The sequence below is a fragment of the Kiritimatiellaceae bacterium genome, from assembly GCA_013141415.1.
Classification (GTDB): Bacteria; Verrucomicrobiota; Kiritimatiellia; order Kiritimatiellales; family Tichowtungiaceae; genus Tichowtungia.
Genome location: JABFQY010000005.1, coordinates 1 through 13,877, shown reverse-complemented (window position 1 = coordinate 13,877; position 13,877 = coordinate 1). Strand labels below are relative to the sequence as shown.

Annotated in this window: 11 protein-coding genes; 9 read left to right on the top strand and 2 right to left on the bottom strand. The window is 57.9% G+C overall.

Features of this window, described 5'->3' with window-relative positions; all coding sequences use genetic code 11:
• Positions 1 to 58 precede the first annotated feature (58 nt).
• Positions 59 to 2,221 (top strand): beta-glucosidase, encoded by a 2,163-nt coding sequence (locus HOO88_07230; GenBank protein ID NOU36546.1) that lies wholly within the window; start codon positions 59 to 61, stop codon positions 2,219 to 2,221.
• Positions 2,222 to 2,231: 10 nt separating this feature from the next.
• On the opposite strand, the gene HOO88_07225 is transcribed toward HOO88_07230, so the two are convergent.
• Positions 2,232 to 4,070: a YgiQ family radical SAM protein gene (locus HOO88_07225; GenBank protein ID NOU36545.1), complete on the bottom strand. Its 1,839-nt coding sequence runs from the start codon at positions 4,068 to 4,070 to the stop codon at positions 2,232 to 2,234.
• A 97-nt stretch (positions 4,071 to 4,167) separates the two neighbouring features.
• On the opposite strand from HOO88_07225, the gene HOO88_07220 reads away from it, so the two are divergent.
• From HOO88_07220 to HOO88_07210, 3 genes are all read left to right on the top strand, one after another.
• Complete coding sequence (locus tag HOO88_07220; GenBank protein NOU36544.1) at positions 4,168 to 7,485, top strand: beta-ketoacyl-ACP synthase 3; 3,318 nt, start codon at positions 4,168 to 4,170, stop codon at positions 7,483 to 7,485.
• Between the two features lie 88 nt (positions 7,486 to 7,573).
• Positions 7,574 to 7,921: a hypothetical protein gene (locus tag HOO88_07215; protein ID NOU36543.1), complete on the top strand. Its 348-nt coding sequence runs from the start codon at positions 7,574 to 7,576 to the stop codon at positions 7,919 to 7,921.
• A gap of 128 nt (positions 7,922 to 8,049) precedes the next feature.
• Positions 8,050 to 8,844: an AsmA family protein gene (locus tag HOO88_07210; GenBank protein NOU36542.1), complete on the top strand. Its 795-nt coding sequence runs from the start codon at positions 8,050 to 8,052 to the stop codon at positions 8,842 to 8,844.
• Between the two features lie 51 nt (positions 8,845 to 8,895).
• On the opposite strand, the gene era is transcribed toward HOO88_07210, so the two are convergent.
• Positions 8,896 to 9,810: a GTPase Era gene (gene era, locus HOO88_07205; protein ID NOU36541.1), complete on the bottom strand. Its 915-nt coding sequence runs from the start codon at positions 9,808 to 9,810 to the stop codon at positions 8,896 to 8,898.
• Between the two features lie 137 nt (positions 9,811 to 9,947).
• Between era and HOO88_07200 the strand changes: the two genes are divergently transcribed.
• The 5 genes from HOO88_07200 to HOO88_07180 all read left to right on the top strand — a co-directional run bounded on the left by HOO88_07200 (position 9,948) and on the right by HOO88_07180 (position 13,221).
• A complete protein-coding gene (locus tag HOO88_07200; protein NOU36540.1) occupies positions 9,948 to 10,421 on the top strand; it encodes a DUF2062 domain-containing protein in 474 nt (157 codons plus the stop codon).
• 97 nt (positions 10,422 to 10,518) lie between these two features.
• Positions 10,519 to 11,037, top strand: coding sequence for a DUF2062 domain-containing protein (locus HOO88_07195; GenBank protein ID NOU36539.1), 519 nt, complete (start codon positions 10,519 to 10,521; stop codon positions 11,035 to 11,037).
• On the top strand, positions 11,034 to 11,723 hold the full coding sequence (locus tag HOO88_07190; protein ID NOU36538.1) for a phosphatidylserine decarboxylase family protein: 690 nt from the start codon (positions 11,034 to 11,036) through the stop codon (positions 11,721 to 11,723). The genes HOO88_07195 and HOO88_07190 overlap by 4 nt, the downstream gene beginning before the upstream one ends.
• A gap of 9 nt (positions 11,724 to 11,732) precedes the next feature.
• Positions 11,733 to 12,557, top strand: coding sequence for a hypothetical protein (locus tag HOO88_07185; GenBank protein ID NOU36537.1), 825 nt, complete (start codon positions 11,733 to 11,735; stop codon positions 12,555 to 12,557).
• Between the two features lie 7 nt (positions 12,558 to 12,564).
• On the top strand, positions 12,565 to 13,221 hold the full coding sequence (locus HOO88_07180) for a DUF3047 domain-containing protein (protein NOU36536.1): 657 nt from the start codon (positions 12,565 to 12,567) through the stop codon (positions 13,219 to 13,221).
• Positions 13,222 to 13,877 lie beyond the last annotated feature (656 nt).

The following is a 13,877-nucleotide window of genomic DNA, read 5'->3' as shown; positions in this document are numbered from 1 at the left end:
TTCCTTTTGCGTAGCTTACCGGCACTATCAGCACCAACCTCTGGAGTACGACCCGACTATGAGCGCACCCTATAAGAATTCTGGTCTTCCTGTTAAAACTCGCGTCACCGACCTGCTCGCACGCATGACCCGCGAGGAAAAACTCGGACAAATCGTCCAGTTGTTTAAAGATTCTTTCAAACACGACCCGGAAAAGTTGACGCAAGGTCTCCGCAAAGGCCGCTGGGGTTCGCGCATCGGCGCGGAAACCGCCTGGGCCGGCAACGACAACGGATCTGCGCTTGATCTTGAAGAGTGTAACGCCATGCAGCGCGTCGCCATCGAAGAGTCCCGCCTCGGAATCCCGCTGATTCTGGGCCGTGACGTGATCTATGGACACCGCACCGTATTCCCTATTCCTCACAGTCAGGCCGCCAGTTTTAATCCGAAACTGATCGAGCGCGCTATGACCGCCGTCGCCGCCGAAGCCTCCAGCGAAGGCATCCACTGGACGTTTTCCCCGATGCTCGACCTTGTCCGCGACCCGCGCTGGGGCCGCGTCATCGAAAGCTTCGGCGAAGATCCGTTTCTTATTTCAGAAATGGGAAAAGCCGCTGTCCGCGGCTTTCAAGGCGACAACCCCGCCGAGCCCGGACGTCTGCTCGCCTGCGCCAAACATTTCGCCGGGTACGGCGGTTCTGAAGGCGGGCGCGACTACGACACCACCGAATGGACGGACAACACGCTCCACAACATGATTCTCCCGCCGTTCCGCGCCGCCGCCGAAGCGGGCGTCGCCACCATGATGGCCGGATTCAATGACTTGGGCGGAACGCCTGTCAGCGCCAGCCGCACTCTAATGCGCGACTGGTTGAAAACCGAACTGGGCTGGGACGGCTTTATCGTCTCTGACTGGGGCTCTATCTTCGATCTGATCGGCCACGGAGTCGCCAAGGATCAGCGCGAGGCCGCACTCCGCGCTTTCACCGCAGGCATCGACATGGAAATGACCGCCGGCATTTATGAACGTGAAATCGGTAAACTCATCGACTCCGGCGAGATTCCCGTCGAATGGCTCGACGAGGCCGTCGCCCGCATTCTGCGCGCCAAGTTCCGCGCCGGTCTGTTCGAACATCCCTACACCGATCCCGCCCGCGCCGCAACCGTCATGCGCCACCCCGATCATATAAAACTGGCCGCCGAACTCGCCACTCAGTCCGTCGTTCTTCTGAAAAACGAGCGGCAGATTCTCCCGCTGGCGCCGGATGTGAAAAAAGTCGCCGTCCTCGGCCCATACGCCGAAGCCCGCCGCGAACACCTCGGATCGTGGTGCCTTGACGGACGCCCGGGCGATGTGACTTCGATCCTCGACGGTCTGCGCGCCGCCGCGCCGAACATCGAATTCATTACCGCCAACGCAGCCTTCAGCGACGCGACGATCGACGCCGCCCGTCAGGCCGAACTCACCATCCTCTGCCTCGGCGAAAGCCACCTGCGCAACGGCGAAAACAAATCTATCGTCGAACTCGCCCTCCCGCCCGGACAGGAAGAACTGATCGCCGCGCTTGGAAAACTCGGCCTTCCTTTTGTTGTGGTCGATTGCTCCGGCCGCTACCTGCCGTCGCCCGCCGCAGAAATCTACGCCGCCGCGATTCTTCATGCCGGATGTCTCGGCACCGAAGCCGGAACCGCCATTGCCCGCGTCCTGCTGGGTCAGGCCAGCCCATCCGGAAAACTGCCGATCACCGTGCCGCGCTGTACCGGCCAGATTCCGATCTATTACAACCGCAAGACCGTCGGCAAAACCGCTACCTTCCTCGACCGCTACCGCGGCTACGAAGACGAACGACTCACTCCGCTCTACCGTTTCGGCTACGGCCTCAGCTACACCACATTGAGTCTCACCAACGCCTGCCTCTCCGCCACAACCATGGCGGCCGACGGCGAAGCGACCTTCTCCGCGACACTGACCAACACTGGAAAATATGCCGGGGCGGAAGTTGTCCAGCTCTACATCGGCGACCCCGTTGCGTCAACCGGACGTCCGGCGCGCGAACTGAAAGGCTTTCAGCGTATTGAACTCGCTCCGGGCGCCAGTGCCGAAGTGAGCTTCCAGATTACCGCAAAAGAACTGCGCTTCTACACGGCTAACTGTAAATGGGAAGTTGAGCCCGGCGAATTCCGGCTCGCGATCGGCACCGATTCTTCGGCTCCCTTCACCCACACTTTGACAGTCGTCTGACCAGCGGAGATTATCTATTTTTCCGGCTATGCGGACGAAGCTGTTTCATCTGGGTTCGGCGTTCCGCCAGCCCGCGAATAACCGGAACCGGCTCCCCAGTTTCGTAGTCGAGGCCGGTATAATAAACGGCAGCGGCAGGCGTCATCGGTAGCGGAATAAAATCCTGCACCTGCTGAAGTTTCCATTCCTCGGCGCGGACAAACTTTTCGACCGCCTTCATCTCGCCCTCGGTCGAGCCAGGGAAGTTTGAAATGAAGTACGGCACCAGATACTGCTTTTTGCCCGCCGCGCGGTTTTCTTCATCAAACACCTTCTGGAATTCACAGAATGTTTCCGGCCCCGGCTTACGCATTTTTTTCAGCACGTTCGGATGCATGTGTTCCGGCGCCACTTTCAGATGGCCGGACACATGGTGCTTCGCCAGCTCGCGGATATATTTCGGATTCCGCAGCGCCACATCCATGCGGATGCCGGACTGAATGAAAACATGCTTCACCTTCGCCAGTTCGCGGACACGCTTCATCAGATGAATCGCCGACTCAGCATCCAACTCAAGGTTCGGGCAGATTTTCGGAAAGAGACAGCTCGCCCGGCGGCAGACTTTACACGCCTCACAAACGCCGTTGGCGCAGCCGTACAGATTCGCCGTCGGCCCGCCCAGATCGGTGATCGTGCCGGAAAATGACGGCATCGCCGTCATCGTATTCACTTCGCGGACGACCGAATCCTCCGAACGGCTGGTCAGGAAACGGCCCTGATGCAATCCGAGTCCGCAAAAAGCGCATCCGCCGCCGCAACCGCGCACCACCGTCACCGATTCCTTGATCATCGTGAACGCCGGAACCGGCTCTTTATAGGAAGGATGCGGCAAGCGCAGATATGGAAGTTCATAAACGCGATCCATTTCCGCCGAGGTCAGCGGTTGAGCGGGCGGCTCAATCAGTACAGCCCGCGCGCCATGAAACTGGATCAGCGGTTTTCCGGTAAACGGATTCTGCTCGCGCTCCGTCAGCCGCGTCAGCTCCAGCACCGCCTTCTTATCCGCCTGACATTCCTCAAACGACGGTAGCTTGATGCATTTTAAAAAGTCCTGCTCCACCGACTCCTTACCACCGAGCAACCGCGCCGTTCCAGGGATTCCCGACAAAATGGCATTGTAGGACGCGCTTCCCGTATTCGGGAGCGTGTGTCTATCGCCGCACAGGCTCTCTGGATACAGAGACTCGACCGCCGGGAGAGTGGCCCCATTATTATGGGGCAGTGACTGCAATGAACGGCAACCCTGTCCTACAAGCCGCTTCGCGACCTCACGGATCGCCCGCTCGCCCATTCCGTACACCAGAAGGTCGGCCTTGGAATCCTGCAAAATCGACGGACGCAGCTTGTCCTGCCAATAATCGTAATGCGCCGTGCGCCGCAGACTCGCTTCGATTCCGCCGAGCACCGTCACCACACCCGGAAATGCCTTTTTCGCCAGCTGCGTATAAACCATCCCCGCCAGATTGGGGCGCTTGCCGGTCGCGCCGCCCGGCGTGTAGGAATCTTCTTTGCGCTTGCGCCGCGCGGCGGTGTAATGCGACAGCATCGAATCAAGATTGCCCGCCGTGATTCCGCAAAACAGGCGCGGACGGCCCATCACGGTCAGCGACGCCGCATCCGTCCAGTCCGGCTGGGCGATAATGCCGACCCGCCAGCCGTCGGCTTCAAGAACACGGCCGATCACCGCCGCGCCGAACGCCGGATGATCAATATAGGCGTCGCCGGTGATAATCAGTACATCCAGCTCGTCCCAGCCGCGCACCTTCATCTCCGCCCGCGTCATCGGTAAAAATTGTTTGGTTTCAGCCATTGGGCCAACAGTCTCAAATTTCCCAATCCTTGGAAAATTTATTCGACCTGACCGGAGCGGCAACCTACTATGCCGACCTGATTTAACTCTAAAAAACATGCAAACTTTAGACACCCAACTTTTTCTCGGCCTCTACCGTCACATGCTCGCGTCGCGTAAAGCCGACGCCGTTCAGGAAGACGCCGCCCAGCGCGGCGAGGCCTTTTTCTATATTCCTTCGTCCGGCCACGAATCCATGGCGGCGCTCGCGCCCCATCTGACGCCGACCGACTGGCTCCACTGCCACTACCGCGACCGCGCCCTAATGCTTGCCCGCGGCATCACCCAGAAAGATCTGCTTCTCGACCTGCTCGGCAAAACCGGCTCGCCGACCGAAGGCCGCAATATGCCCGGCTTCGCCTGCAACCGGAAACTGAATTTGTTCGGCGCGCCGACCGGCGTCGGCAGCAACACGCTGCAAGCCGTCGGCGTGGCGCAAGCCATCAAAACCGGCAAAGACATCGTCTATTGCGGCATCGGTGACGGCGGTACACAGGAAGGTGAATTTTTTGAAGCGATCGCCGAAGCCGTCCGCTCACAGCTTCCGGTTCTCTTCGTCGTTCAGAACAACCGCTACGCGCTTTCGACTCCGTCCAAGGGCCGCACCTTTTTCTCTCTGCCGGACGGCGATGCCAAGGAATTTTACGGTCTGCCGATTCTGCGCGCCGACGGTACCGATGCCGTCGAGACACACCGCGTATTCGGCGACGCGATTTCCAAGATTCGGAAAACCCGCGGCCCGCAAATCGTCGTTCTGGACGTCGAGCGGCTGACCAGCCACACCAACGCCGACGACCACACGCTTTACCGTTCCGCCGCCGACATCCGCGAAATGCGCGAAAAGGCCGACCCGATTCTGATTCTGGCGGAAAAACTGATCGCCGCAGGAATTCCAGAAACCCAGCTCAAGGCCATTGAGCACGAAGTAAATCAGGAACTCAGTGTCGCTTTCGACGACGCCCGCAAAGCGAAGAACGCCAAAACGGAACTTAGCGCCAAAAGGCCGCTGCCGGCAAAACTGACCAACGCGAAAAACGAAACCCGCGCTGACGGCGACGCGCTCACCATGCTCGAAGCGATGCGCGCCGTACTCCGCAACCGCCTCGGCACCGACGCCGATGTTTACCTCTACGGCGAAGATATCGAAGATCCGAAGGGCGATGTGTTCGGCCTGACGCGCGGACTGAGCACCGCGTTCCCCGGACAGGTCATCAACGCGCCGCTCAGCGAATCCACGATTGTCGGCGCGGCTATCGGCCAGGCGCTGGTCGGCAAAAAACCGGTCGCCTGTATTCAGTTCGCCGACTTCATGCTGCCCGCTTTCAATCAAATCGCCGCCGAACTCGGCGCGATGTGGTGGCGTACCAACGGACAGTGGGAATGCCCCGTGATCCTGATGGCGATTTGCGGCGCCTACCGCCCCGGTCTCGGCCCGTATCATGCGCAAACCTTCGACGCCACATTCGCGCACATTCCCGGCCTCGACGTCTTTATGCCGTCCACCGCGCCGGATGCCGCCGGACTGCTCAACGCCGCGTTTGAATCCGGACGTCCGACCGTTTTTCTCTTCCCGAAAAATCTGATCAACGACCGTTCCGTCACCGCCGCTGCCGACGCATCAAAACAGTTCGTGCCGATCGGCAAGGCGCGCGTCACCCGTCCGGGCCGCGACCTGACGATTGTCAGCTGGGGCAGTACGGTTCCGCTGTGCGAAAAAACTGCCGAAGCGCTTCAAGTCGCTGGAGCATCTGTCGAAGTGATTGATCTGCGCTCGCTGGTTCCGTGGGATCAGGACGCCGTCATCGCCTCCGCACAGAAAACCGGCCGACTGCTCGTCGTCCACGAAGATAATCACACCTGCGGGTTCGGCGGTGAAGTGCTGGCCACCGTCGCCGAAAAAGCGAACGTACCGGTGCAGATGGCGCGCGTCACGCGGCACGACACCTACATCCCCTACCTTTTTGAAACGCAGATTGAAGTCCTGCCTTCCTTCCGCACCGTGCTCGGCAAAGCCGCCGAACTGCTCGGCTATTCGCTGACGTGGCAGAAGCCGGTCGAAGAAGCCGAAGGCTCCGTCACCGTCAACGCCATCGGCTCCAGCCCGTCCGATAAAACGGTCAAAGTCACCGAACTGCACATTAAAGCGGGACAGGCGGTCGAGGCTGGCGAACTGCTCGCCTCCGTTGAAGCCGATAAAGCAACGATGGAAATTTCATCGCCGGTCAGCGGCACGGTCGAGGAGTTGTTCCTTGCCGAAGGCGATTCGGTCGATGTCGGCACGCCGCTCGCCCGTATCGTCACCAAAGAAGTCAGCCTGATCAAAAAACCGGTCACCAAGGACGATCCCGGTACACCGGTTCTGGAAAAACGGGCGGCGGCCGTTCTGGAAAAACGGGCGGCGGTTGAACATAAGCCGGCGATCATCTCCTCTATCGCCACGGTACTCGGCTCGCGCCACATAAAAAACGAAGAGCTGTTACAGGGACATGGCGAGTGGGATTCCGAAGCAATCCGTTCACGCACCGGCTGCGAAAACCGCTACTGGATTACCGGCGACGAAAACGTCGAAACGCTGGCCGTCAAAGCCGTCCGCGACCTGCTGGAAATGGAAAAACTGGTGCTGGCCGATATCGACGCCATCGTCTGCTCGACCGGCACACCGCTGATGATGACCCCGTCGCTCGCCTGCCGCGTTCTCAAAGAACTCAGCCCGCCAAAGGGCGAAGTTCAGATGCAGGCGCACGATGTCAGCGCCGCCTGCGCCGGCTATATGTACGCTTTGCAGAACGCAGTCGATATTCTGCGCGATGATCCGTCGAAGAAAGTCCTCATCATCTCAGCCGAAACGCTGTCACCGATGATCAATCATGAAGACCAGAAGACGCTCGCGCTCTTCGGCGACGCCGCAACGGCTTCGCTCGTTTCCTGCGAACCGCGCGGCGGCAACGTCAACGTACTGGTCAACCGTCCCGTTCTTTCAGCCGTCGGCGTCGATCAGAAGGTGCTCTATGTTCCGCACATGGGAACCGGCGAAAAAATTGAAATGGAAGGCCTTACCGTCTTCAAAATCGCCGTGCGCAAGATGATCGATATTCTGGCTGAAGCCTGCAAAAACCGGAACATTTCCGTCGAACAGCTCGATAAGATTGTGCCGCATCAGGCCAACGAGCGGATTATCGAGGCGATCCGCAAAACGATCCACTGCCCGCCGGAAAAAATGTTCAACCACATCCGCAAATACGCCAACACCTCGTCGAACACCATCCCGTTCGCGCTGGTTGAGCTGATGCCGCAAATGAAAAAAGACGCGCTCGTCGGCCTCACCGCGTTCGGCGGCGGCTTCACCTTCGGTGCCGCAGTCATTGAGAAGCAATAGCGTTTGACCCGCCTCTAACCGGCTTTAGCGTTGACTCCAAAGCCGTTTTAAGTTTTGCTTCGGGCTGTCAACTCAACGGGAGAAATTCATGAAAACACTCATCCGGTTTGCTCTTTTATCCGCACTGCTTGCGACGGTTTGCGGCTGTGCTTCCAAAACGTACGAAACCCGCCTTGCCCCGCCAACCGCGTTCAACCCGGTTTTCCTTCAATACAAAGAACTGCCCGGCCAGAAAGTAATGGTCCTTGCTGTGGATCCGAACGGACAGTGGGCTTTCGGTTATGACCACAGCCGCACAACTCTTGCAGAGGCCGCAGAGAATGCCGCCATAAAGTGCGATAAGGCCCGCAAAAAACATCTGGTTTTCACCAAGGCCAAGCTGTTTGCCGTCAATGACGAAATCGTCTATTACAACGGTCAGGAGTACAACAAGTAGCCCTTGATTCCTCCTCACAGGAAAAGCCGCTCCGGATCCGGGGCGGCTTTTATTTTGTCCGGAGTTCAGGCTTGTCCGGACGGATAAAGAACTTCAAAATGCACCCAGCAAAGAAAGGAATTGCGGAGATGAAGAAAGTGAAGAAAATTCTACTGATCACAGGTGCGGTTATTCTGGTTCTGATTGTTGTCCTGATGCTCTCCCTCGGAGCGATCATCAAAACAGCCGTGACGACGGCGGGGCCGAAACTGGCCGGAGTTCCAATCCAGCTTGCCAAAGTCACAGTCAATCCGTTTAGCGGACTGGTGCATATCAAAGGCCTCGTCATCGGCAATCCGCAGGGATTCAATACGCCGAGCGCCATGGAGCTTAGCGAATTCAAAGTAGATATCGCCATGTCTTCGCTCCTCAGCGACACCATCGTCATCAAGCAGATTCTGATCAATGCGCCGCAGATCACTTACGAAAAGGGTCTGAAATCCAGCAACTTGAGCACCCTTCAGGAAAATCTTGCGCCGAAGCAGGCCGCCGCCCCGAAAGCCGAAGCCGCTCCGGCTCCGGAAAAGAAAAAAGGCGCCGCCAAGAAAGTCATCATCGAAGACTTCCAGCTCAACGGAGCCAAAGTCAATATGACCATCACCGCGCTGGGCGGAAAGACGATGACCCTGCCGCTGCCGGATATTAAAATGAAAGATATCGGCAAACAGTCCGGCGGAGCCAATCCGGCCGAAGTGATCTCGGAAGTATTCGACTCCATCACCAAAGCCGTTGTTGAAGCCGCCTCTTCCGTCGGTGACGCCGCCGGAAAAGCGCTCAAAGACGCTGGCGGAGTCGCCACCGACGCCGCCAAAGGCGCCACGGATGCTGCTAAAGGCGCAGCAGACTCCATCAAAAAAGGTATCGGCGGACTGCTGGGAAAATAAACTTCCCGCAAATTTGTTCAGAAAGCCGCCTCGAAATCCGGGGCGGCTTTTTTATGCGTACCCGAGCTTCTTGAGAATCCAGAAGTTCTTCCGCCAGTCTTTTTCGACTTTCACCCAGAGACTCAGGCGAACCGGCAGACCGTACATTTCCGCCAGCTCTTTTTCGGCGTGATGTTTCACCGACTTGAGCAGACGGCCTTTTTCTCCGATGACGATGCCTTTCTGGGAATGGCGCTCAATATAAATATCGGCATCAACCTTCCACTCGGTTTCTCCTTCGGTAATCGTCTCGACCCAGACGGCGACGCAGTGCGGCAGTTCGTCGTGGAGCCGCTCGAAAAGTTTTTCGCGGATGACGTCGGCCATGTTCAGTTTGCGCGGATAGTCGGTGAGAATATCTTCCGGAAAAAGCGGCGGCCCTTGCGGAACCATGGCAAACAGCGCGGCGGTCAGCTCCGGCATTCCGCCGCCTTTGAGCGCCGAACCTTCAATCCAGACCGGTTGAATCGTCGTATTTTTTTCTGCCGCAATCGCTTTCCATAGCGCCCGGTATTCCTCAACGAACGCCGTACCCATGTCGGTTTTATTGAGCAGAATCAGGCAGGGAGTTGCTTCGGCGGCGAGGCGACGCATCCAGCCGTCGTCTTCCTGCCAGGGTTTGGACGAAGCGTCCAGCACCAGCAGTACGGCGTCGGCGCCGTTCACCGAGGAACGCGCCATCTTGTTGAGGTTTTTCCCCAGCTCGCCCATCGCCTTGTGAACACCGGGCGTGTCGAGAAAGACAAGCTGTCCGCGCGGCTCCGTCAGGATGGCGCGGATAATATTGCGCGTGGTTTGCACCGTATCGCTGACAATGCTCACCTTTTCCCCGACCAGCGCGTTGAGCAGTGTGGACTTGCCGACGTTCGTCCGCCCGACCACCGCCACCACGCCGGTGCGCATTTCGCTGCTGATTGCTTCATCCATGGAAACCATAAGAACCGGTTTCCCCGAATATTGGAACCTTTTTCTGCGACGGAAGGTTCCAAATGTTTCCATCCGCCATGCTACGACGTTGCAGGAGGATAAAAACTCCGCTATGTTCCCCGTTTTGAAAGAGCGTTATGCGTAAGCGGCCGGGAAAGTGGTTGATGTTTTTTTTGCGGTTGGTGCGGCATCCGGGCACTCCTGAGAGTGTCGGTCGCGGCGTTGCGGCGGGGCTGTTTTCAGCCTTCATCATCCCGGCCGGTCATATGCCGCTGGCATTTCTGCTGGCCATGCTGGTGCGCGGAGCGCGCGGCTCCGCTGTCCTCTCGACCTGGATTATCAATCCGCTCACGCTTTCTGTGGTTTATCCCGTCCAATGCTATCTGGGCAGCTTCATCGTCGGAAATCCTCTGTCGTATGCGCTGATTAAGAAGCTGGTCATGGATTTTTTTGACAATCTGTCCTGGAAAACGGCGGCGGCTCTGGGTGGCGAACTGCTGGCTTCGTTTTTGGCAGGCGGACTGCTTTTGGGCTCTCTGGCGGCGGTCATTGGCTATTTTTGCACAACGGAAATGGCGCGGCGCTACCGGGCACGGCGAAGCAATGACTAAGATCGGAAACTTACAACACCAGCGAACCGGGCGAAAAACGAAGTGCGAAGTTCCAATATTCTAAAAACTCGCTACGCTGTTTTTCAGAGAGAGGGTTATGCGTAAACGGTCGGGAAAATCGTTAAAATTCTACCTGCGATTGATGCGGCATCCGGGCACTCCTGAAAGTGTTGGACGCGGTGTCGCGTCCGGTTTGTTTTCAGCCTTCATAACGCCCATCGGTCAGATGCCGCTGGCCCTTCTGCTGGCCTTGTTGTTTCGCGGCGCAAAAGGTTCGGCACTACTGGCTACATGGGTCACCAATCCCCTCAACATGCCCGTGGTTTATCCCGTCCAGTGTTACTTGGGCAGCTTCATCATCGGAAATCCGCTGTCGTATGAGCTGATTAAACGGATGGTTTTGGACGCTCTTCATAATCCGTCTATGAAAACGGCGTGGGCGCTGGGCGGCGAACTGGTTGCCTGCTTTTTGGCGGGCGGCATACTTTTTGGCCTATTGTCGGCGGTGCCGGGATATTTTCTCACAACAGAAATGGCGCGGCGCTACCGGGCGCGACGGGCCGGGCGAAAAGAGTTGAGAATGAACCGCCGGAAAACAGAGGAGATTTTAAGATGAAACTAACAAAACATGGATTAAGAGAATGGCTGGGCGGCGCGGTGATTGCGTTGCTGCTGTCGCTGGCCTGGGGCTGGCTGGCCATAAATGTCAGCCGGACGGCGGGGTGCGTTCTGCTGGGAATCACCTGGCTTCTATGGCTGGCCGTCGCGGCCTTCTTCCGCGTTCCGGATCGCAAAATCATTGCCGATCCGGCGGCACTGGTTTCGCCGGCCGACGGCGTGGTGCGCGACATCGAAGAGGTCGAAGATCACGGCATTGAAATTTTCGCCGGACAGAAACTGACACGCATCGGGATTTTCCTCTCCGTGCTGGACGTACATGTAAACCGTGCGCCGTGCGACATGGAAGTGAAATACCGGAAGTATAAAGAAGGCCGGTTTCTGGATGCGCGCGACAACCGGTGCGCCAAAGAAAACGAATCTCTCCTCATCGCCGGAACCGGTTCGGCTGGCGGCAGGAAATTTCCGGTCGCCATCCGGCAGATTTCCGGCGCAATCGCCCGGCGGATTGTCTGCATTCCGCAACCCGGCGCCGTTTTGAAGAAAGGTGAGATTTACGGAATGATCAAATTCGGATCGCGTACCGAGTTGTATTTCCCCGGCGAAAGCGGCATAACCGTCTGCGTCCGGATCGGTGACAAGGTCCGGTCCGGAAGCACCCTGATGGGCCGGATTGAAAATTGATTTTTGATTATGAACGAACCTCTTACTGAATCTGACGCCCGCCGGTTCAACCCGATACCGAGCCTGATCACGCTGTGCAATGCCTTCTGCGGATTCGCATCCATTGTCTATGCGATTGCCAGCTATGCCCGCGGCGAAGCGCTGCCGGAAGCCTGCATCTGGCTGTTGCTGGGCGCCATGCTGTTCGACACCCTCGACGGATTGTCGGCACGGCTGCTGAACGCCAAAAGCCTGCACGGCGCCAATCTGGATTCTCTGGCGGACGCCATTTCGTTCGGCGCGGCTCCGGCGGTGACGGTTTTCGTTTTCATCCGCCGCAACTGTTCCGAAGCGTCTCCCGGCGGAGTACTGATGATCTGGGCCGTCGCCCTGTTTTATCTTGGATGCACCCTGTGGCGGCTGGCGCGCTACAACTCACTGGCTGTCACCGGCAGAAAAGATGACGGCTGTTTTATGGGCCTTCCGTCGCCGGCCGGCGCCAGCATGATTTACAGCGCAGGCCTGATTCTCCCCGGACTCGCCCTCGGCCCGCACCTGCTTTTTTACTGCTCGCTGGGATACGCCTTCCTCACCGGACTGCTGATGATCAGCGACGTCCCCTACCCGCATGTACGCCGCTGTGTATCCGGCGAACCGCGCATACTCAGTTTTGTTTTTGTCTGCGTCGTGGTCGGCTCCGTTGTCGTTTTCGGTCTGACCGCCATGGTGATCTGGGCCTACATCTATTTTCTGATCGCCCCGCTGGCCGAACTGCTGGTGCGGAAAAGAGCCGGACGGCCCGTTCTGGCATTCCTCTTCCGTTCCGTCGGCAGAAAGCGCTCCTCCCGAACCTGAGTCCGGAATGAAAACAGCAGCATACTCTGTACTTTGCGGGTGCGCGCTGTTCTGCTCTCCCGCCTCCGCCCAGCGCATCACGTTCGATTCCATCCCGTCCGGCTGGGACGTGCAGGGCAAGCCGTTCACCCGGGAAGCTGTCTTCAAAATTCAGAACGACCCGGAACAGCCCGGCCACCGCTGGCTTTCGATGACCGCCGGCAAAGCCACCGCCTCGCTATTATCGGGAAGCACCCTGAATGTTGATTTGAAAAAAACGCCGATCCTGCGCTGGCGCTGGAGGGTCACCGTTCTGCCGACCGGAGCCGACGGCCGCGACCCGGAAAAGGACGACCAGGCCATCGGCCTCTACATCAGCTCCGGAAGCCGGTTCAAACAACAGTCCATTGCCTACCGCTGGGAAACTCAGCCGCCGTCCGGCGCGGACGGCGTTGCGCGGTACGCCGCAGGAACCGTTTCGATTAAATGGTTCGCGCTCCGCGACGAAAGCCATGCCGATGGAAAAACTTTTTTTGTTGAAGAGCGGAACCTCGCCGAAGATTTCCAAAAAGCGTTCGGCGCGATTCCGGAGCGCATCGGCATCGGAATTTCCTGCAACAGCCAGTACACCGGCTCAAACGCCGAAGCCCAGCTCGACTGGATTGAGTTCTGCGAATCCAGATAAAGCCGGAACTTAGGGCGTATTCGCCCGTAGATCCGGCTTCCTGACGTTAATAGCCGGATCCACGGCTTCGCCTGAGTTCCGGCTGTACTGGCCTTATACAAAATTACTTTGAGTGGAATTGTTTCTCGCAAAGCGAGTTCGACAAGCTCACCGCAGGCCGCGAAGACACTAGCGCATTTCACGAATGAAATGCCGCACCCATATTTTGTAGGACGAGCTTCTCTGTATCCAGAGAGCTTGTGTCCCATGCACGGGCAGGAGCACACACGCTCCCGAATACGGGAAGCGCGTCCTACAAGCGAATCGCACGGCATCTCAATTGTTAAGTGCTATAGAGCATGTAACGAATGATACGCCGTAGATAGTAATGTCGGAACTTAGGGCGTATTCGCCCGTAGATCCGGCTTCTCACATGGAGGGACGGCGGCCTCGCCGTCTAGTCGCCGAGGCCGGCGACCCTCCAGCCAATCCCGCATGAGATTCGGTATGAGAACGCCCGGTCGGCCCTTCGACTCCGCTCAGGGTAGATGACCGGGCCTTCTATGGAGTCTGTCAACCGCTTCTGCTTATAATCCATTCCTTTCTCTGTTTCAAAAGACTGTCCGGCTGATTTAAAAGTGCGTTCATTTCGACTGAACGAACAACCTTCTATCCGT

Excerpts from the sequence above, each read along its gene's own strand:
- HOO88_07195 (NOU36539.1), top strand. The coding sequence starts at position 10,519 with ATGCGTAAACGGTCGGGAAAATCGTTAAAATTCTACCTGCGATTGATG.
- HOO88_07210 (NOU36542.1), top strand. The coding sequence starts at position 8,050 with ATGAAGAAAGTGAAGAAAATTCTACTGATCACAGGTGCGGTTATTCTG.
- HOO88_07225 (NOU36545.1), bottom strand. The coding sequence starts at position 4,070 with ATGGCTGAAACCAAACAATTTTTACCGATGACGCGGGCGGAGATGAAG.
- HOO88_07190 (NOU36538.1), top strand. The coding sequence starts at position 11,034 with ATGAAACTAACAAAACATGGATTAAGAGAATGGCTGGGCGGCGCGGTG.
- HOO88_07230 (NOU36546.1), top strand. The coding sequence starts at position 59 with ATGAGCGCACCCTATAAGAATTCTGGTCTTCCTGTTAAAACTCGCGTC.
- HOO88_07220 (NOU36544.1), top strand. The coding sequence starts at position 4,168 with ATGCAAACTTTAGACACCCAACTTTTTCTCGGCCTCTACCGTCACATG.
- era (NOU36541.1), bottom strand. The coding sequence starts at position 9,810 with ATGGATGAAGCAATCAGCAGCGAAATGCGCACCGGCGTGGTGGCGGTG.
- HOO88_07180 (NOU36536.1), top strand. The coding sequence starts at position 12,565 with ATGAAAACAGCAGCATACTCTGTACTTTGCGGGTGCGCGCTGTTCTGC.
- HOO88_07185 (NOU36537.1), top strand. The coding sequence starts at position 11,733 with ATGAACGAACCTCTTACTGAATCTGACGCCCGCCGGTTCAACCCGATA.
- HOO88_07215 (NOU36543.1), top strand. The coding sequence starts at position 7,574 with ATGAAAACACTCATCCGGTTTGCTCTTTTATCCGCACTGCTTGCGACG.
- HOO88_07200 (NOU36540.1), top strand. The coding sequence starts at position 9,948 with ATGCGTAAGCGGCCGGGAAAGTGGTTGATGTTTTTTTTGCGGTTGGTG.